Here is a 20,277-nt window from a genome sequence, read left to right as displayed (position 1 = left end):
GGTAAATTCTAATTTTAAAGATAATTATCCATTTCTTTTTTTGATAATTTCTTCAGAAACATTCTTAGGAACTTCATTATAATGATCAAATTCCATAGAATAAGTCGCACGTCCTTGAGTTTGACTTCTAAGATCAGTAGAATAACCAAACATTTCAGCTAAAGGACAAAATGCTGTAATGATTTTATTTCCACCTCTTTCGTCCATAGAATTCACTTGACCACGGCGCTTATTAAGATCTCCAATTACATCTCCCATATACTCTTCAGGAGTTTCAACTTCAACTTTCATCATAGGCTCAAGGATCACAGCTCCTGCTTTTCTTGCACCTTCTTTAAATCCCATAGAAGCAGCAAGTTTAAATGCCATTTCAGAAGAATCTACTTCGTGATAACTTCCATCATAAACAGTTACTTTAACATCTTCAACAGGATAGCCAGCTAAAACACCATTTTGTAAAGCTTCTTGGATACCTTTATCTACAGCTGGAATATATTCTTTAGGAATAACCCCGCCTTTAATATCATTTACAAATTCATATCCACTACCTGGATCAAGTGGCTCAAGACGCAAGAAAACATGTCCATATTGACCACGACCACCTGATTGTTTTGCGTATTTGTATTCTTGTTCTACTACTTTTCTAATAGTTTCACGATAAGCAACTTGAGGCTGACCTACTTCAGCTTCTACCTTAAATTCACGTAGCATTCTATCTACAATAATTTCAAGGTGTAGCTCACCCATACCAGAAATGATAGTTTGACCGCTTTCTTCATCAGTTGAAACTCTAAAGCTTGGATCTTCTTGTGCTAATTTATTTAAAGCTATAGACATTTTTTCTTGATCTGCTTTAGTTTTTGGCTCTACCGCAACAGAAATAACAGGATCTGGAAAATCCATTCTCTCAAGGATTACTTTATCTTTCTCACTTGCCAAAGTATCGCCTGTTAATGTATCTTTAAGTCCTACAACAGCACCGATTTCTCCAGCATAAAGAACTTTGATTTCTTCTCTTTTATTAGAGTGCATTTTTAAAAGACGCCCTATTCTTTCTTTTTTATCTTTAGTTGAATTATAAGCATAAGATCCACTCTCTAAACTTCCACGATAAACACGCACGAAAGTAAGTTGTCCTACAAAAGGGTCTGTCATAATTTTAAATGCAAGTCCCGCAAATTCTCCATCATCGGTTGATTTTACAGAAACTTCTGTGCCATCTTCATATTCTCCTTTGATATTTGCAACTTCATCTGGAGCTGGCAAATATGCAATAACTGCATCAAGTAAAGGTTGGATCCCTTTATTTTTAAAAGCCGTTCCACAAAGCATAGGAATCATAGAAAGATTTAAACATCCTGCTTTAATACCCGCTCTAATTTCTTCTATGCTTAATTCTTCTCCGCCTAAGTATTTTTCCATAAGCTCATCAGAAGTTTCAGAAACAGCCTCTATCATTTTTACACGATATTCTTCTGCTTGTTCTTTAAGTTCAGCTGGAATTTCTCTTTCTACATAATCAGTTGGTTTGTTTTCATCTTCCCAAACTAAAGCTTTCATTGTGATAAGATCAATCACACCTTTAAAATTATCTTCAGCACCTATTGGAATTTGAAGTGGAACTGGATTAGCTTTTAAGCGTTCACGAATTTGCTCTTCTACTCTGAAGAAATTTGCACCAATTCTATCCATTTTATTAACAAAAACTATTCTTGGAACACCATATTTATTAGCTTGTCTCCAAACTGTTTCGCTTTGAGGTTGCACACCACCAACAGAACAAAATACTGCAACAGCACCATCTAAAACACGCATAGATCTTTCAACTTCTATGGTAAAATCAACGTGGCCTGGAGTATCAATTAGATTGATTTGATAATCTTTCCAAAAACAAGTTGTTGCAGCAGAAGTAATAGTAATACCTCTTTCCTTTTCTTGTTCCATCCAGTCCATGGTAGCAGCACCATCGTGTACTTCACCTATTTTATGGCTCATACCTGTAAAGAAAAGTATTCTCTCACTTGTTGTCGTTTTTCCTGCATCAATGTGTGCAGCAATTCCTATATTTCTAACTCTTTTTAAAGGAGTACTTCTTGACATTTTTTCCCTTTCTTACCAGCGATAGTGAGCAAATGCTTTATTTGCTTCAGCCATTTTATAAGTATCTTCTTTTTTCTTAAATGAAGCACCTTTACTATTTGCAGCATCCATTAACTCAGCTGCAAGTTTTTCTATCATAGTTCTTTCGCTTCTTTTTCTTGCAAAAGAAATAATCCAACGAATTGCTAAAGCTTGTTGTCTTGCAGGACGCACTTCTACTGGAACTTGATAAGTAGCTCCACCAACACGACGTGATTTAACTTCTAAAATAGGCTTAATATTTTCAATTGCTTCATTAAAAACATCGATACCTTTTTTTTCGCCACCTTTTTTATCGATAGCTTCTAAAGCACCATACAAAATAGTTGTTGCAACACTTTTTTTACCATCATACATTAAAGAATTAATAAATTTTGTAATTACTTTGTTACCATAAATCGGATCAGGCAAGACTTCTCTTACCGGAGCTTTTCTTCTTCTCATTTTTTTCCTTCAAATTTTAAATTTTACTCAAACAAAATCAAATCAAACGGATTTGTCTGTCTTTGAATTTACTTAGCAGCACCTGCTTTAGGACGCTTAGCACCATATTTAGAACGAGAAACTGTTCTTTTTGCAACACCAGCAGTATCTAATGCACCACGCACGATATGATACTTAACACCTGGTAAGTCTTTAACCCTTCCACCACGCACTAATACTATGCTGTGCTCTTGAAGGTTATGACCCTCACCACCTATATAACTAATGACTTCAAAGCCACTTGTAAGCCTTACTTTGGCAACTTTTCTTAACGCTGAGTTTGGTTTTTTAGGTGTTGTTGTATAAACCCTAGTACAAACTCCCCTTCTTTGCGGACAATTTTTAAGCGCTGGAGATTTAGATTTTTCTAAAACTTTTTTACGCTCTTTTCTAACCAATTGATTTATGGTAGGCACAATAATTCCTTTCTTTAAAATAAAATAAACTTTGATAATATCTAAAATTTGCTTAGATTTTCTTAAAATAAAGCTTTGCCTAACTTTTAATAACATTTTTATAAACTTAGCTTTAGAAATTTTATTGCAAGAATTTTAATATAAAAATAAATTTATAAGTATAAAAAACTGGATAATAATCTTTTGATTTAGAAAATTTTTACATTTTTTACATCAATAAAATAATAAGATAAAAATAAAATTTGATTTAAATAAGTTTTTATAAGTTCTTCATTTTCTCCTATAAAATATCCCAAAAATGCAAGTATGCTAACTTCCTAAGGCTGTGAAAAAAATTTAAAAGCTTCTTTTTAGAAAGTCCTGCCGGCATAGAGATATAAATATCGTATAAAAACTTGCAAATAAAGTTTAATATTTCTTTTTAAATTTAAATTTTAAAAAAAATAATTTTTAAAATTTATTTTTTTTAATCTTAACTTTTACATAGATAAAAACAACGATAAGACAAAATATTATAATAAAAATTAAAATTTGATTTAAATAAGTTTTTATAAGTTCTTCATTTTCTCCTATAAAATATCCCAAAAATGCAAGTATGCTAACCCAAATGGCACTTCCTAAGGCTGTGAAAAAAATAAAATTTAAAAGCTTCATTTTAGAAAGTCCTGCCGGCATAGAGATATATTGACGGATACCAGGTAAAAGCCTACAAATAAAAGTTGATATTTCTCCATATTTTAAAAAAAATTCTTCGAATTTAGCAAATTTTTTTTCATTGATACCAAAATATTTTCCAAATTTTAAAACGAATTTTTTACCCCATAAAAAACAAATATAGTAATTTATCAAAGCACCCAAAACAGAGCCTAAAACTCCGCTAAAGATACAAAAAATGATATCAAACTCGCCTTTATGAGCTAAATAACCGGCTGGTATCATTACCACTTCGCTTGGAAAAGGTATAAAACAACTCTCCAAAGTCATTAAAATAATAATGCCCAAATACCCCAAAGAACTAGCACTATCAACTATAAACTGAATGATTTCTTGCATACTGACCTTAATTTGGAAGAAAAATTTTAGAAATTGTAGCTTAAAAAATTAAATGATTAAAAGCGGTATAAAACCGCTTTTTATTTTTGTTATTTTATTTACCTGCAACTGAAACTTGATTTGGATTATCAGCAGCACGTGCGATCATACACTCTGAAAGAACAGCAGCATCCTTTGGATCTTTTACTTTTTTATCAATCCATCTTTCAACTTGTTTCATAGTTTTTGACTCAGGCTCTGGAGCTTCATATTTTTTCATCAAAGCATCGCAATCATTAGCGAAAGCAAAGATTGGAAGAGTTAGAAATAAGGCAAAAATTACTTTTTTCATCATTTAGCTCCTTAGAATTTTACATTATACATTAGCATAATATTGTCAGCTCTTGACTTCTCTTTTTTAGCTCCCATTAATGGAATTCCACGATTTCCCCATTTATTTTGGATATTTGTGTAGCTAAGTCTTAAGAATTGATATCTATCAAGTTGATAAATCACATAAACATCGTGAGCTGTTCCTCTTGTCATTCTGATATTTAATGGATCGTTGATACTTGGACGACTCATAGTATACCAGTATCTGCTTCCCCAGAAAAACTCATAACCCACTTTTAAAGCTTGAGTGAAGTCATAGCGTCCACCTACATGCACAGCATAACCATCTTCTTCATTGAATTTTAAACCATTTGCTAATTGAGGCACATTAGGTAACCAAGATGTATTAGCATTGCTTCCATTGTAGTACCCTAAAGAAGTAAACCAGTTAAAATTTGTTCCAAAAGCTTTGTAGTTTTCAAAATGAATATTTGCTATAGTGGCATCACCAAGATTTTTAACACCAGCACCACCAATTAAAGCATTAATTGTTGTTCCACCATCAATAGGAAGTGAAAAATCACTAATGTAAGCTACATTAAGAAGTAATAAGTTATCCCCCATACCCTCTATAGGAAGTTGCCCTTCTACTGCAGCATAGTAAAGATTAGCATCAGCATCTTTTTGATCACTCATCCAGTCTCTTACTTTACCTTCTTCATCCCATTGATAAGTTTTACCATAAGCAGCACGCATAGCTACTTTATAATCTTGTAAGCTTTCTGGCTTATAAGTTAAAACCGCAGCATCACCTAGAGCATTGATAGCTAAAGCTGGATAGGTTGATTGTCTTAAGGCATTGTTTCTTAGGTTACTTCCTGGACCATCTGTCCCTGGTTGGCGTCCTATAGTAGCGATTAAATTCGGAGTGATATAGTAATCTAGATAAGCTCTATCTACATAAAGTATAGCTCCACTTGTTCTAGTGTTTCTTCCTGCATCTAGATCATATGGTAAACCACTCCAGCCCATTTGAGACCAGTTTTTAGCCATAGATAAGCGTCCATAGAATTTAGTTCTATCGTTGATATCAGCATTCATATTTAAATGAAGCTCCATCATCCATTTGTTATTAACGCTATAATCTTTATATCCACTTGTTATACCTTCTGTATAAGGGATATGATTGAAATTTGTATTTGATACAGCAGTTGAAAATTCAAGACCAAATTTTACTTTACTTAAAGCTGCTTGAAATTCATTTGCATCAGCTCTATCGCTTAAATCATCAAGCTCAGCTCTTACTTCTTCATTTTTTTTAGCCTGAGCTTCTTTTTCTTTTTTTAACTGCTCAATTTCTTTTTGAATTTGTGCAAGTTGTTTTTGAAGTTTTGTGATCTCATCATCAGCTTTTGCATAAAGCAAAGAAGATGAAAGAAGACAAGCACTTAAAATAACCGAAAACTTCGTTTTCATTTAATCTCCTTAAAATTGTTACATTTTTGTAATGTTAAGTATAATTATAGCAAAAAAATTATAAAAAAAATTATTTGTTAATTTTTTTATGATAACGCTTTTTAAATTATAATTCTTAATATAGAATTAAAATATTAAAAATTAATATTAATCTTTAATTTTAAAATTTTTGTTATAATTTAGATTTCAAAAAAAATAATTTTTTAAAGCAATAAAGATGCAAAAACCAAATATCCAAACCTTAACAAATTTTTTAATTGAGTATGTTGGCATAATGTTAAGCTCTGGAACATATACATCAAGAGTTGCAAAATGCGTTGAGAGAATAACACGTGTTTATGGATATGAAATACATATTAATTTCTTTTTTCACCATTTTACACTTAATATTGTAGATAGAAGTGATAAATCTTCACAAAGAACTTACGTGGTTCCAACTAAAAGTGAAAATATAAATTTTAAACTTATCTCCGATCTTAGTGCGCTTAGTTGGGCTATTTATGATAAAAGATATCCTTTAGATTATGCACAAGAAACTTTTAAAGAAATAATTTCACAAAAAAAGCATTCTTCTCTTAGTAGAATTTTGTTTATATCCATTGCTAATTCTGCTTTTTGCAGGCTTTTTGGTGGAGATTTTGGTGGCTGTTTATTTGTGCTTGTTGGAACTTTGATAGGACTTTTTTTTAGATATATTTTTACACGATTGAAAATAAATATAAAAATTCAATATATTTTTTGTTCTTTTATCACTTCTTGGATCGTATTTTTAGGTATAAATTTAGATCTTGTTAAAGAATCTAATATTGCTTTAGGATCTAGCATTTTATATCTTACTCCTGGTGTATTTTTTATAAATTCTATCATCGATATACTTAAAGATCACATTCTAATGGGACTTAGTCGTATTATAAGCGTGGTGATTTTGGTTTGTTGTATTAGTATAGGAATTTATATGACTTTAAGCATTTCAAATCTTGGAATTTTAAAATGATTAGTCTTACTTCGATAATTGGGGATATGTTTTTTGCTGCTATAGCTGGACTTGGTTTTGCGTATGCTTGCAACCCTCCTTTAAAAACCTTAATGCTCTCAGCATTGCTTGCTGCTATCGCACACGGATTTCGTTTTGTTTTGATTGAGTATTTGCATTTTCAAACTTTAGCTATAGCAACTTTTTTAGCCTCATTTTTTATAGGATGTTTAAGTATAGCATTGGCTAAAATGTTTAAAACACCTGCTGAAATTATAGTTTTTCCAGCCCTTATACCTATGATACCTGGAATTTATGCTTATAAGGCAATATTAAATCTGATTTCTTTTATAAGAAGCGAAAATATGGAACTAAAAACTACGTATTTAATAAGTTTTTTTGACTATGCTTTTACAACTTTATCTGTTACCTTAGCTTTAGCTATAGGAGTAAGTGTAACTTTACTGATATTTTTTGAACAAAGCTTTATGATGACAAGACACGCAAAAATTCATAGAAGAAAATAATCATTCATCTTGATGATGGAATTTTAAAATCGCTTTGCAAAATTTACATTTAAATTGCGTGGTTCCAGTTTGAACTTTATGATAAATACTTAAAGGGACTTGGTGAATAAAATTTTTACATTTACAAGTGCAATAAACTTGGCATTCTTCAAAGGTTAAATTTTGAATATTATCATCGATAGCACACTCTTCAAAAGTTAAATCATCATCTAAAATTCTATTTTCTATAAAATCTAATCTACTTTTCCATTTTGCAATTTCCATATCTTCATAAATTATATGTTCTATAAATTTATGTTTAATGGCTTTATAAAATTTTTCCTTAAGATCATTTGTAGATTTAATATCTTTAATCATACTTATCATATTGCTTATGGTTTGTTGATGAATTTTGCAATGTTGTTCATAATGAGGATAGTTGATTTCTCTCATATATTGTTCTTCATCTTCGCAATGTTCTTTAATATAATAAAAAAGCTCAATAAGTAATTGTTTAAGTTCTTCTCTTTTAACATAACGATAAAAGGCGGATTCAACATTTTGTGCGAGTTCAAAAAGCTTTTTATGCTGAGAATCAATTATTTTATGACCAATACAATATTTTTTATCCCATCTTGGAATTAGCTTATACTCGTCATCATCTAATAATAATTCGCACATAATTTATCCTAAAATTTACACTTTTAATAAAAACTTTTATTCTTTATCTTGATCGGAAAATTTTAAAATCGCTTTACACTTTTTGCATTTAAATTGTGTTGCACCTGATTGAATTTTATAATGGATACTCAAAGGAACTTTATGAATAAAATCTTCACATTCGCAAGTATAATAAGCCAAACACTCTTCAAAAGTTAAATCATCATCTAAAATTCTATTTTCTATAAAATCTAATCTACTTTTCCATTTTGCAATTTCCATATCTTCATAAATTATATGTTCTATAAATTTATGTTTAATGGCTTTATAAAATTTTTCCTTAAGATCATTTGTAGATTTAATATCTTTAATCATACTTATCATATTGCTTATGGTTTGTTGATGAATTTTGCAATGTTGTTCATAATGAGGATAGTTGATTTCTCTCATATATTGTTCTTCATCTTCGCAATGTTCTTTAATATAATAAAAAAGCTCAATAAGTAATTGTTTAAGTTCTTCTCTTTTAACATAACGATAAAAGGCGGATTCAACATTTTGTGCGAGTTCAAAAAGCTTTTTATGCTGAGAATCAATTATTTTATGACCAATACAATATTTTTTATCCCATCTTGGAAGCACTTATTCTAAAACCTTCAATTAAATATTTAATTTTTATTTAGTTTTCTTTATTATATCTTAAAAATAGTATTTTATCAATTTGAAACAAATGATTTAAATTTTATGATTATAATTTTTTATTTTTTAAGGAGTGTTAATGCTATGTCCAGTTTGTAATGTCGATTTAATGATGAGTGATAGAAATGGAGTTGAAATTGATTATTGTCCAAAATGCCGTGGAGTATGGCTTGATCGAGGAGAACTTGATAAAATAATAGAAAGAAGCACTATAACTTCTTATAACCAATCTTACAACTCACATTCTCAACATGATCACCACAACAACTATTATAAAAAGAAAAAAAGAGAAAGTTGGCTTGGGGAAATTTTCGACTTTTAAAAAACTAATCTGCAATTTTTTGCAGATTATTCCATTTTATCTTTGGCTTCGATTCCCATTAAAAAAAGACCTGTTTTAATACTTAAAGCAACTAAAGCAAAAAGTTTTAATAAAGAATCTTCATTTTTAGCACCAACAACGCGATTTTCATTATAAAATTTATGAAAATTTGATGCTAAATTCTTCAAATAATCAGGAAGTTTTTGCAAAGACCTTGACTCAAAAGCATCATTTAAAATAGATTCTAAATTTAAGCTTTCAAAAACCAAATTAATACCTTCTTGATTCAAAGAAGAAAAATCAGCATTTAAAACATCTTGTGGATTTTTTTTAGCTTTAATAAACACTTGGTGAATTCTTGCGTGAGCGTAATTGATATAAAAAACCGGATTTGAACTATCTTCTTTTTTAAGATCATTAATATCAAATTCTAAATGTGTATCACATTTTTTGCTAAGAAATATAAATCTTAAAGCATCTGTGCCTATCTCATCTAAAACTTCACTCATTAAAATAAAATTTCCAGCTCTTTTGCTCATTTTATAAGGTTCTTTATCCTTAAGCAAGGATACCATTTGAGTAAGAATGATTTCTAATTTATTAGAATCAAAACCTAAAAATTCCATAGCTGCTTTCATTCTTGGAATATAGCCATGATGATCTGCGCCCCATATATTGATACATTTATCATAAGGACGACTCATTTTATCTTTGTGATAAACAATATCTGCTGCAAGATAAGCACCTTTGCCATCTTCTTTTATGATGACACGATCTTTTTCATCTCCTTTTAAAGTAGATGCAAGCCAAATTTTACCTTCTTTTTCATAGATTCCTCCATTCTTTTTTAAAACTTGAAGTGTTTCATCTAAAGCATTATAATAAGAACTTTCGTTAGAATAATGATCTATGTTTACTTTAGCTTTTTGAAGATCTTTTTTGATTAAATCTAACATTTTATCTTTAGCCCACGAAGCTAATACGGGTATATTTTCTTCTTTAAAAAAATTTTTTTCAAAATGAGCAAAAGCTTCTTTAGCCAATTCAGCTATATATTCACCTTTATAATACTCATTAGGATATATAATTTTTTCTTTAAGACATTGCTCTTTTACACTTAAAAGAAGCGATAAACCTAAAAGATAAATTTGATTTCCAGCATCATTAACATAATACTCTGTATCCATTTTATAGCCTAAATGCCTAGCTAATCTTGTTAAAGTGTCTCCAAAAATAGCTCCTCTAGCATGACCTATATGTAAAGGTCCTGTTGGATTTGCACTCACAAATTCAAGCAAGAAACTTTGATTTTTAATTTCTCCCTTGGTAAAATTTTGAGGATCTTTTAAAGCCTTAGTTGCTAAAATATTTAAAAATTCTTTAGAAATTTTAAAATTTAAATATCCATTAAGTGCTTCAACTTTTTCAAAACAAGGATGATTTTCAAATTTAAGTGCTAATTCCGTAGCAATAAGCATAGGATTTTTTTTGAGAGTTTTAGCCAAAGAAAAAGCTAAAGGAGTAGCAAAATGAGCTAAATTCTTATCTTTGGGATTTTCAAGTATAAAATCATACTCTAAAATTTTAGAAATTTCTTCAAAAACAATATTTTTCAAAATAAACCTTAAGCTTTTAATTCATCTTTATTTTGTTTTTCTGATTGCAAAGTATCATTTGATTTTTCTTCAATCTTTTGAGTATTTTTTACTACTGTATCATCATCTGAATTCATCTCATCTTTAAAAGTTTTAATACCTTTTCCTAAACCTTTTGCAAGTTCTGGAATTTTTTTTGCTCCAAAAAGCAATACAACAATTAGTAAAATAATCAACCATTGGGTTCCGCTTGGCATATGCATAATTAATCTCCTTTGTTCCAATTAATTTGAAATTGATTTAAATTTTGATTTTGAACTTTAATTTTTTGAGCTTTTAAAATAGTCCTTAGCTTTTCATAACTATCTTCTAAATCATCATTAACAATTAAATAATCATAATTTTCAATCCATTTCATTTCTTCGCTTGCATTTTCTAATCTTTTTTGCAATACGTTTATTGTATCAGTATTTCGCTTAATAAGTCTTTGTTTTAACTCTTCTTTATTTTTTGTTGTTATAAAAACAGAAACAAGCTTATTAGCTAATTTTTTCTTAACGATACTAAAACCTTGAACATCTATATCAAAAATCACAATTTTGCCATTTTCTAATGCATCAATTGTATTTTTTAAAGAAGTTCCATAGTAGTTTTCATGAACTTTTGCCCATTCTAAAAAATATCCTTCTTTTATACCTTGTTCAAACTCATCTTTAGAAATAAAATAATAATGCTTTGAGTGAATTTCTCCTTCTCTTGGTTTTCTTGTTGTAGAAGAAATGGAAAAATAAAGCTCATCATTAAATTCTTTAAAAAGTTTATTCAAAAGAGTGGATTTACCTGCTCCACTTGGACCTGATATAACTAAAATAAAACCTTTCAACCTTTTGTATCCTCAAAACTTATTTTAATGTTTATATTCATATTCATACCTTTTAATGCTGCTTTTAAGGTATCATCTTTAATACTTGAAGAGATTGTTTGAGCTATACTTTGACTTAATTCATTGACCATTTTTTCTCTATTGCTATCTTGATTATCTGTTTTGTCAGAAATTTGAGAATCTTGTGTAACCTTTTCTCCTAAAGCTTGTTGAATTTCACTTTCTTTTAATTCTTCAAAATCATCATATTGTATCTTTGGAACAACAAGCTCTTCATTATCAAACGCTGGTAAAATTTCATCTCCCAAAATTGATTCTTGTTTGAAATTATCTAATATTTTAGTACTATCATTTTCTTTTATATTGTCATCTAGTTCATCGAGCGCGGCGAGTTCTTCTTTGATTTGATCTTGGGCACTTAAATCAGGATTAATAATATTTTCATCTAAATTCTCTTTTTCTTTTAATTCTTCTTCTACTATAGGTAAAAAATCTTCTGTGTTTTTTTCTTCGTCTTTATTTTGTCCTAAAAATTCAGCATCTTTAGGCAAATCATCAAAATCAATTTCTTTAATTTCTTCTTCTACTATAGGATATTCATCATCTTGATGTGATAATAATTCTTGTTGGTCTGTTTTTGTTTGAGATATATTTTGTTGCTTCTCATTTTCTTTAATGTCATTATTTGTTTCATCATTATGAACTAACTCTAAAACATCACTTAAATCTTTAGTTGTTATTTCTTCTTCATTTGTTATATCAATTGCTTTTTCATCTTGAATTTCATCTTGATTTTTTAAATCTGTATGATTATTTGAATTATTTTCTTCATTTATTGTAGTTTCTTCTTGAATACTTAAATTTAAATCTTCATCATTTAAATTTTCATTTTGCTTTTCATCTTTGTTTTCAGTGTCATCATTTGTTTCATCATCGTGGATTAATTCTAAATTATCGCTTTGATCTTTAGCTATTGACTCTTCTTCGCTTATTGTATCCGCTACTTTTTCATCTTGAATTTCATCTTGATTTTTTAAATCTGTATGATTATTTGAATTATTTTCTTCATTTATTGTAGTTTCTTCTTGAATACTTAAATTTAAATCTTCATCATTTAAATTTTCATTTTGCTTTTCATCTTTGTTTTCAATGTCATTATTTGTTTCATCATTATGAACTAACTCTAAAACATCACTTAAATCTTTAGTTGTTATTTCTTCTTCATTTGTTATATCAATTGCTTTTTCATCTTGAATTCTTTGATTTATCTCATCTTCATCCAAGGTCAAATCATCAATACTTAATTCATTTTCTTCTATACTGTCATTATTTTGCTGTGTTTGTTCTTCATTTTTATCTTCAAGAAAAACCTGAGCAGTATCTAAACTATCATTATTTAAAAGATTTAAAAGATCCGTTGGTAAAAAAGGTTTTTGTAAAATTTTTATATTTTTAATATCAAATTTTTGACTACGCGATGTTAAAACTATGAGTTTAGAACATTTTTGTTTTAACATTTCAATATCTTCTTGTATATCACCATCTATAATTATAATATCATATATTCCCAAATCATCTGCATAAGTATTGGATTCTTCAAAATCATAAGACATCTTTTTTGCACTAAGTCTTACAAGTTTTGATACAACAGGGTTTTCATTTAAAAGTAAAATTTTCATCACTTTATCCTTGAAAAATAATTTTTATTTTATGATAATTTCATTTATTATTACCTTATACAAAAAATAGAGTTTGCATATTTGAAAAAACTTGTATAATTAATTGCTTAAAATATTGCATCATCACAAGTAAAATTGCAATTAATACTATAAAACCTAAAGCTATCTTAATAGGATAACCAATTACTAAAAGATTAAATTGAGGCATAGTTTTCATTAAAAGTCCAAAAATAACATCAGAAAGTAAAGAGATCGCCAAAATAGGAAAAGACATGGTAAATCCTATGATAAAAATATTTAAAATACCTTGATTAAGATATGTTAGTAAATTTTCACTCGGATAAAATCCTCCTAAAGTAATAGATCCTAAAGAATACTTTAAAAATAAAAGCATTAAATGATGGCCATCGAAAGCAAGAAAAAATAATAAAGCAATCAAATGTAAAATTTGAGAAGTTATAGGCATATTAGTTCCAGAAGAAGGATCAATAACACTTGCCATAGTAAAACCCATGGTAAAGGCTATTTGCTCTCCTGCCATCATTATAATGGCAAAAATAATTTGCAACATAAGTCCAGCTATCATTCCAAAGATCACTTCACTTAAAATTTGCAAAATAAAAAAAGAATCTAAATGTAAAGCTTCTAATTTTGCAAAAGGAAATAAAAACATAGTTAAAAATAAAACAATAGTAGTTTTTATGACTGTAGGGATAACATTATGAGAAAAAAAAGGAAAAAAAACTACAAGACCACTTAATCTTGCAAACAAAAGCATAAAAGTAACTACATTTTTATCGCCTAAATAATTAACAAATTCCATAAGAGTTTAAAGTATAAGTTTTATCACAAAATTTAGCCAATTGATTATCATGTGTTACAAAAAATAATGCAGCATTATTTTCCTTTACATAATCAATTAAAATTTCAATTACATTTTTAGCATTATCAAAATCTAAATTCCCTGTTGCCTCATCTGCAAATATGATTTTTGGTTTTTTACAAAGCACTCTTGCAATACTTACTCTTTGTTGTTGTCCTCCGCTTAATTTAGTAACTTTTTGATTTAAAAGTTTTGCAATTCCTAATTTTTCTAGTAAAACTCTATCAAGCTCATAGCCAGATAAAATACTTGCTAATTCTATATTTTCTAAAGTTGAAAAGCCTTTAAAAAGATAATGAGTTTGAAAAATAATGCCAAATTCATAACGCCTTATTTTTATCTTTTCTTTTTCACTAATGTCATATAAATTTTGATTTTTATAAAAAACACTTCCATAATTTGGTTTTAATAAAGAAGATAAAATATGCAAAAGAGTAGATTTTCCACATCCACTACTTCCTTGTATGGCAATACAATCTTTTGGATAAATATTTAAATCTAAATCTTTAAAGAGCGGATAATCAAAACTATGGGTGATTTTCTCCGCTCTTAAAAGTTCCATATTAACTCATTTGTGCGGCAACTTCTGCAGCAAAATCTTCAGTCTTTTTCTCTAAGCCTTCACCAACTTCAAAGCGAACAAATTTTACAATTTGAATTTTTCCACCAAATTCTTGTTCTTTTTGTGCGATTACTTGTTCAATTGTTTTTTTATCATCCATTACATAAAATTGTCCCATAAGGGTTAATTTACTATCAAGTTGAGAATTCTCAGCTATAAAACTATTAATTTTTCCAGGAATGATATTTGCCCAGATTTTTTCAGGTTTATTTTGTGCTTTAAGTTCTGCTTTAATATCCTCTTCAACTTGTTTTAAAATAGTTTCATTGAGTTGTTTTCTACTTGCAAATTTAGGAATTTTATGCTCTGGCTTATTTGGATCTTTTAAACGACGTCTTTCTTCATTTTCTTTTTCAAGTTCAGCTACCAAAGCTTTATATTCATTTTCAATAAATTCCATATCAAGCTCTTCATAGCTTAAATAGCTAGGTTTCATAGCAGCTATATGCATACAAAGTTGTTTTAAGAAATCTTTTGATTTTTGAGCTACTGCTTCATTTTCACAATTTGCTGCAATGATAACACCAACGCGACCATTGGTATGAATATAACCATTAACTATACCTTTTTGGTCATTTGCTTTAATGGTTTCAAATCTTCTTACAACTAAATTTTCTCCAATAGTAGCAATTTGAGTTCTTAAGTAATCTTCAAAAGAAACTCCGTTAATCTTACTATTTTTAAGTTCTTCGTTATTTTTTAAATCATTAATTTGTATATGTTCAGTTGTTTCTTTTGTTAGAATAATAAATTGATCATTTTTTGCAACAAAATCTGTTTCCGAATTAATCTCACTTAAAGTCGCAGTTTTAAAATCATCACTCACTTTAACACTGATTAAACCTTCAGCTGCCAAACGATCTGCTTTCTTAGCAGCTTTACCAAGTCCTTTTTCTCGTAAAATCTGAACAGCTTTATCAAAATCTCCATTACTTTCTTTTAAAGCGTTTTTACAATCCATCATTCCTGCGCCAGTGCTCTCACGCAGTTCTTTTACCATTTGTGCAGAAATTTCAGCCATTATTCTTGCTCCTTAAAATCTTCTTCACTCATTACTTCATCAATAATTTCTTTTTTTTCACTTTCAGAAATTTCATCTTTTTGTTCTGTTTGCTCTAATCCATCTTGCTCTCTTAAAGCTTTACCTTCATTGATTGCTTCAGCCATTTCTTGACAAAATAGTTGAACAGAACGAATGGCATCATCGTTTCCTGGGATAGGATAAGTAACTAAATCTGGATCACAATTTGTATCAAGAGGAGCTACAACAGGAATTCCAAGTCTATTAGCCTCTGTAACAGCAATTTTTTCTTTTACAGTATCAATAACAAAAATCATATCAGGTTGAGTTTTCATATAACGAATACCGCCTAAATATGCAAGTAATTTTTCTTTTTTTCTTGTAAGCATTAAGGCTTCTTTTTTTGTTAAAAGTTTAATACTTCCATCTTCTTCCATTTTTTCTATAACTTCTAATTTTCTTATTGATTGACGAATAGTACCAAAATTTGTCATCATGCCGCCAAGCCAACGATGATTAACATAAGGCATTCCGCATTTTTCAGCATATTCTTTAATAGCTCCACCTGCTTGTTTTTTGGTTCCAACAAATAATATAGTTTTTCCCTCAGCAGCTGCATCGCGAACTATATTGTAGGTATATCTAAAATATCTTAAAGTTTTTTGCAAATCAATAACATAGATACCTTTTCTTTCACCAAAAATAAATTTTTTCATTTTTGGATTCCATCTTCTTGTTTGATGTCCAAAATGCACACCGCATTCCAACAAATCTCTCATACTAACCATAATTTCTCCTTAAAATTTAGCTTTTATTCCGCCGTATCCTTTTTATTTACAAAGCTAATAAGAATTGATACGTGTGAAATCAAAAATGATAATTCTATCAAATTTTATTTTAGTTTTTACTTATAAATATATTCTTTAGTTAATGGAATTTCATTATTGATTTCTTTAGTGATTAAAAATTGAAACAAATCTACACTTCCAACTTTAAAAGCCGCAGAACAAGAACGTAAATATAAATTCCACATTCTAATAAATTCTTCATCATATTTTTTACGTACTTGATTAATAACTAAATTAAAATTATAAGCCCAAATATCCAAAGTCTTAGCATAATGTAATCTCAAGCTTTCTGCTAATAAAAGATGAAAATCCCATTCGCTCATTATACTTATAACCTCTCTTAAAGATGGTAAATATCCTCCTGGAAAAATATACTTATCTATCCAAGCATTAGTTTTACCCTCAAACATTGACAAAATAGAATGGAGTAAAAACAAACCTCCTGGTTTTAATACTTGTTTTACTTTTGTAAAATAAAGATCTAAATTTTTTTTACCAACATGTTCAAACATACCAACAGAAACAACTTTATCAAAATAATTATTATATTCTAAATCTTGATAGTTTTGAAGTCTAATCTCTATTTGATTTTCAAGTCCTAATTCTTTAACTCTTTCTTTAGCTTTTTGATATTGCTCTTTAGAAATTGTAATACCTACAACTTCAACATCATATTTTTGTGCTGCAATAATAGAAAGCCATCCCCATCCACAACCTATATCTAAAAGCTTTTCTTTAGGTTTTAAATTAAGCTTTTTTAAGGTATGTTCAATTTTATTAAGCTGTGCTTCATAAAGAGTTTCTTTGGTATTTTTAAAATAAGCACACGAATAACTCATTGTTTCATCAAGCCAAAGTTTATAAAAATCATTTCCTAAATCATAGTGACTTTTAATATTTTCACTTTCTTTTTTTTGAGTTATTTTGCTAGAGATATTTTTATTTTTTAAATATTTTTTATTAGAAAAATAATACAAAACTTTAGCAATCTCATCATAATCACCCTCAATATCCAACTTTCCTTGCGTATAATATTGAGCAAAAACTAAACTTATATCTTTAAATAAAATAAAAAAAGGAATTTTTTCTTTTAAAATCAAAGAAAATTTAGGTTGATTATTACCTAAAATTAATTCTTCTTTATCCCAAAAAACAACTTTAAAGTCTCCGTAATTCCACCTCGAAAGGATCAGTTTGATTATTTTTTTCTCTAGCATAAATATACTCCAATAATAAAAAATTAATAAGAGTATAGAATTTAAAAATTAATAAAATTAAAGTATGAGGAAGATAAAATTATTTTTATCACTTTTTTAAAAAAAGTGATAAAAATTTTTAATGAAGTTTAGACCAAATAGTTCGTTTCCACCCTATAGCTAAAATACTTAAAATTACAAAGAAAATCATTATATAAATTCCTAAGCTTTCTCTTTGTTCTTTTTTACTATCTCCTACTTTTTCCAAATAAGAAATAACTTCAGCTTCTGATTTTTCATTTAATCCTACTCTTGGCATTGCAGTTCCTGGAAGAAGTTTTTGAGTATTATTTATAAAATTATGAAGATATTGTTCTCCTCTTGAACGTATCATCATAGATAAATCAGGTGGAATAGAACCAAGATAATTTTTTAAATCATTATGATTTGATGCAGTGAAAAAATTATCATATTTAACATCATGACAACGCCCACAAGCTTCTACAAAAGTTAATCTATCTTGTGCAAAAGCTATATCTTTATTGATTAAAGCTATTTTTTGTTTTTCATCTGTTAAATTTGCATATTTTGCCTCAACTTCTTTTTTGATATTGGCATCTTCTTGTGTTTTAAATTTATTTCCTATTTCTTTAAGATAAGCAATAACATTGGCTATATTTACATTAACTACCTCTTGACTTTCTCCTGATGTTTCTACATTATAAGCACTCATAATAAAACCGTCTTTAAATTTATGTTCCACTTTTAAAGCAAGTGCTGGTTGCATAATCAAAGCAGCTAAAAATTTCTCATCATATAAATTTGCTGCAGAACTTAAATCAGGAGGAATAACCCCTAAAGAAGAATCTGTAATATTTGCTGGCATATTATCAGCTTTAAGTCCGTGACAAGCAAAACAATTTCCCTCAAAAAATTCTTTTCCTTTTTTAGCATCTGCCTTAGAAAAATCAATTTTATTTACTTCATTCCAAAGTTTTTCATTTTTTACTAAATCTTCTTTTGCAAGTTCAAGATCTTTTTTTGCACTTTGAATTCTTTTTTCATCATTTGACTTTTGTGCTTCATTTAATATAGATTCTTTTGATGCAATAACACTTTTTGCATAATCAATATCTTCAACTTCAAAATTGAAATTTGCAGGAGCTACATGAGGTTTCATAACAGAATGAGCATAAGGTTCAACACCCCAATAAACAAGTCCGGTAAATATTACTACAACTAAAAATATTTTTAGCTCTCTCATTATTTAGCTCCTTTTCTTTCTAAAATAGTGATTATAGGTAAAACTACAATAAGCATTAATAAAAAAATCACAGAAGCATAAAAACCAACCCAAGCATTAACACCTGTTGGAGGAAGCTTACCATAAATAGTTAAAACAATTAAATCAATTAATAAAATCCAAAACCATATAAAAAATAACAGTCTATCGTGAGCAGGTTTTACTACGTCACTTCTATCAAGCCAAGGTAATAAAAAGAAAATAATTTGCGCTATACCAAAAGCAGCTAAACCTATATCAAAAGCTTTAATTCCAGCAATATCAAAGAAAAATCCTCTTAAAACTTCATAAGACCACAAGAAATACCATTCAGGATAAATATGCGCTGGTGTTTTTAGTGCATCAGCAGGATCAAAATTAATAGGATCCATAGCAAAATCAAATTTAAAACAAACTAAGTAAAAAAAGAAAATCATAAATAAGCAAATATACATAAAATCTTTAGATAAAAATCCTGGCCAAAAAGGAATAACTTTAGATCCTCTTGTGTCTCCTGCCATATATTTTTCTGCTTCTAAATCAAAATCTAATTCTTCTGAAATTTCATTATTTACATGAGGAATTCTTAAAGTATAAAAATGCACAACAATAAGAGCAATAATAACTATAGGCAATAAACAAACATGCAACATAAAAAATCTTGTTAAAGTTGGATCTGAAACTGCATAGTCTCCTCTTATCCAGATCACAAGTTCAGGGCCTATAAAAGGAATACCGCCAAAAAGATTTGTAATAACTTGCGCAGCCCAATAGCTCATTTGTCCCCAAGGTAACATATATCCACTAAATGCTTCGGCTGAAAATACTATAAATAAAAGCATTCCGCTAACCCAAATCATTTCACGACCTTTTTTATAAGATCCGTAATAAATTCCTGTTAGCATATGAATATAAATGATTAAAAATACTACAGAAGCTGCAACACCGTGCATATGACGCCAAAGCCATCCATAATCCACTTCTTGCATGATAGTTTTATTTACGCTATCAAAAGCTAAAGCTGTATCTGGCTTATAATACATAACAAGCAATAAACCTGTTATGAAAAGCACCGCAAAAAGAGTAGTTAATATAACACCCATAGCCCATAAAAAGTTAATTTGTTTTGGTATCCAATATTTAACCATTAAAACATCTAATAATTTATAAATTGCAAGTCTTTGATCAAGCCAGTCCATTATGCCATTAGCTTTTCTAATATGTGCCAT

At 28.8% G+C, this 20,277-nt stretch carries 22 protein-coding genes; 3 read left to right on the top strand and 19 right to left on the bottom strand.

Annotated elements, in window-relative coordinates; genetic code table 11:
- Nucleotides 1-24: 24 nt before the first annotated feature.
- The 6 genes from fusA to JG676_RS01375 all read right to left on the bottom strand — a co-directional run bounded on the left by fusA (nt 25) and on the right by JG676_RS01375 (nt 5,879).
- Nucleotides 25-2,100, bottom strand: coding sequence for an elongation factor G (gene fusA / locus JG676_RS01405; RefSeq protein ID WP_200217091.1), 2,076 nt, complete (start codon nt 2,098-2,100; stop codon nt 25-27).
- A gap of 12 nt (nt 2,101-2,112) precedes the next feature.
- Complete coding sequence (rpsG, locus tag JG676_RS01400) at nt 2,113-2,583, bottom strand: 30S ribosomal protein S7 (protein ID WP_131163569.1); 471 nt, start codon at nt 2,581-2,583, stop codon at nt 2,113-2,115.
- A 68-nt stretch (nt 2,584-2,651) separates the two neighbouring features.
- On the bottom strand, nt 2,652-3,038 hold the full coding sequence (gene rpsL / locus JG676_RS01395) for a 30S ribosomal protein S12 (RefSeq protein ID WP_002782934.1): 387 nt from the start codon (nt 3,036-3,038) through the stop codon (nt 2,652-2,654).
- 450 nt (nt 3,039-3,488) lie between these two features.
- Nucleotides 3,489-4,091: a DedA family protein gene (locus JG676_RS01385; protein ID WP_200217090.1), complete on the bottom strand. Its 603-nt coding sequence runs from the start codon at nt 4,089-4,091 to the stop codon at nt 3,489-3,491.
- A 94-nt stretch (nt 4,092-4,185) separates the two neighbouring features.
- Nucleotides 4,186-4,422, bottom strand: a complete 237-nt coding sequence (locus tag JG676_RS01380; protein WP_200169444.1) for a hypothetical protein — start codon at nt 4,420-4,422, stop codon at nt 4,186-4,188.
- Between the two features lie 11 nt (nt 4,423-4,433).
- Complete coding sequence (locus tag JG676_RS01375) at nt 4,434-5,879, bottom strand: DUF3373 family protein (RefSeq protein WP_200217089.1); 1,446 nt, start codon at nt 5,877-5,879, stop codon at nt 4,434-4,436.
- A gap of 217 nt (nt 5,880-6,096) precedes the next feature.
- Between JG676_RS01375 and JG676_RS01370 the strand changes: the two genes are divergently transcribed.
- Together JG676_RS01370 and JG676_RS01365 are read left to right on the top strand one after the other, a co-directional pair.
- Nucleotides 6,097-6,873, top strand: a complete 777-nt coding sequence (locus JG676_RS01370) for a threonine/serine exporter ThrE family protein (RefSeq protein ID WP_200217088.1) — start codon at nt 6,097-6,099, stop codon at nt 6,871-6,873.
- Nucleotides 6,870-7,379 (top strand): threonine/serine exporter family protein, encoded by a 510-nt coding sequence (locus JG676_RS01365; protein WP_200169400.1) that lies wholly within the window; start codon nt 6,870-6,872, stop codon nt 7,377-7,379. Before JG676_RS01370 ends, JG676_RS01365 begins: the two co-directional genes overlap by 4 nt.
- Here the strand turns inward: JG676_RS01365 and JG676_RS01360 are convergent, their stop codons facing one another.
- Complete coding sequence (locus JG676_RS01360) at nt 7,380-8,039, bottom strand: bacteriohemerythrin (protein ID WP_200169399.1); 660 nt, start codon at nt 8,037-8,039, stop codon at nt 7,380-7,382. It lies immediately after the preceding gene.
- A 36-nt stretch (nt 8,040-8,075) separates the two neighbouring features.
- Complete coding sequence (locus tag JG676_RS01355) at nt 8,076-8,660, bottom strand: bacteriohemerythrin (protein ID WP_200169398.1); 585 nt, start codon at nt 8,658-8,660, stop codon at nt 8,076-8,078.
- 136 nt (nt 8,661-8,796) lie between these two features.
- Here JG676_RS01355 and JG676_RS01350 point away from each other — a divergent pair, with 136 nt between their 5' ends.
- Complete coding sequence (locus JG676_RS01350; RefSeq protein WP_200217087.1) at nt 8,797-9,039, top strand: zf-TFIIB domain-containing protein; 243 nt, start codon at nt 8,797-8,799, stop codon at nt 9,037-9,039.
- 26 nt (nt 9,040-9,065) lie between these two features.
- Here the strand turns inward: JG676_RS01350 and argS are convergent, their stop codons facing one another.
- From argS to JG676_RS01295, 11 genes are all read right to left on the bottom strand, one after another.
- Nucleotides 9,066-10,655 carry an arginine--tRNA ligase gene (gene argS / locus JG676_RS01345; RefSeq protein ID WP_200217086.1) on the bottom strand — a complete coding sequence of 530 codons (1,590 nt, stop codon included), beginning with the start codon at nt 10,653-10,655 and terminating at the stop codon, nt 9,066-9,068.
- Nucleotides 10,656-10,663: 8 nt separating this feature from the next.
- On the bottom strand, nt 10,664-10,897 hold the full coding sequence (locus JG676_RS01340) for a twin-arginine translocase TatA/TatE family subunit (protein ID WP_200169396.1): 234 nt from the start codon (nt 10,895-10,897) through the stop codon (nt 10,664-10,666).
- Nucleotides 10,898-10,899: 2 nt separating this feature from the next.
- Nucleotides 10,900-11,517: a guanylate kinase gene (gmk, locus tag JG676_RS01335; protein WP_200169395.1), complete on the bottom strand. Its 618-nt coding sequence runs from the start codon at nt 11,515-11,517 to the stop codon at nt 10,900-10,902.
- Nucleotides 11,514-13,196, bottom strand: coding sequence for a hypothetical protein (locus JG676_RS01330; RefSeq protein WP_200217085.1), 1,683 nt, complete (start codon nt 13,194-13,196; stop codon nt 11,514-11,516). Before JG676_RS01330 ends, gmk begins: the two co-directional genes overlap by 4 nt.
- Before the next feature lie 55 nt (nt 13,197-13,251).
- Nucleotides 13,252-14,019 (bottom strand): flagellar biosynthetic protein FliR, encoded by a 768-nt coding sequence (gene fliR / locus JG676_RS01325; RefSeq protein ID WP_200169393.1) that lies wholly within the window; start codon nt 14,017-14,019, stop codon nt 13,252-13,254.
- Nucleotides 14,006-14,641, bottom strand: a complete 636-nt coding sequence (locus tag JG676_RS01320; protein WP_200217084.1) for an ABC transporter ATP-binding protein — start codon at nt 14,639-14,641, stop codon at nt 14,006-14,008. Before JG676_RS01320 ends, fliR begins: the two co-directional genes overlap by 14 nt.
- Before the next feature lies 1 nt (nt 14,642).
- Nucleotides 14,643-15,722: a translation elongation factor Ts gene (gene tsf / locus JG676_RS01315; RefSeq protein WP_200217083.1), complete on the bottom strand. Its 1,080-nt coding sequence runs from the start codon at nt 15,720-15,722 to the stop codon at nt 14,643-14,645.
- Complete coding sequence (rpsB, locus tag JG676_RS01310) at nt 15,722-16,510, bottom strand: 30S ribosomal protein S2 (RefSeq protein WP_200169390.1); 789 nt, start codon at nt 16,508-16,510, stop codon at nt 15,722-15,724. Before rpsB ends, tsf begins: the two co-directional genes overlap by 1 nt.
- A 116-nt stretch (nt 16,511-16,626) precedes the next feature.
- A complete protein-coding gene (locus JG676_RS01305; RefSeq protein WP_200217082.1) occupies nt 16,627-17,787 on the bottom strand; it encodes a cyclopropane-fatty-acyl-phospholipid synthase family protein in 1,161 nt (386 codons plus the stop codon).
- Nucleotides 17,788-17,905: 118 nt separating this feature from the next.
- Nucleotides 17,906-19,030, bottom strand: a complete 1,125-nt coding sequence (locus JG676_RS01300) for a c-type cytochrome (RefSeq protein ID WP_200217081.1) — start codon at nt 19,028-19,030, stop codon at nt 17,906-17,908.
- A complete protein-coding gene (locus tag JG676_RS01295; protein WP_200217080.1) occupies nt 19,030-20,277 on the bottom strand; it encodes a cytochrome bc complex cytochrome b subunit in 1,248 nt (415 codons plus the stop codon). Before JG676_RS01295 ends, JG676_RS01300 begins: the two co-directional genes overlap by 1 nt.

Source organism: Campylobacter sp. 2018MI34 (assembly GCF_016598975.1).
Taxonomy (GTDB): domain Bacteria; phylum Campylobacterota; class Campylobacteria; order Campylobacterales; family Campylobacteraceae; genus Campylobacter_D.
Note: the sequence above shows the minus strand (reverse complement) of the source record. Positions and strands in the feature narration are given on the sequence as shown.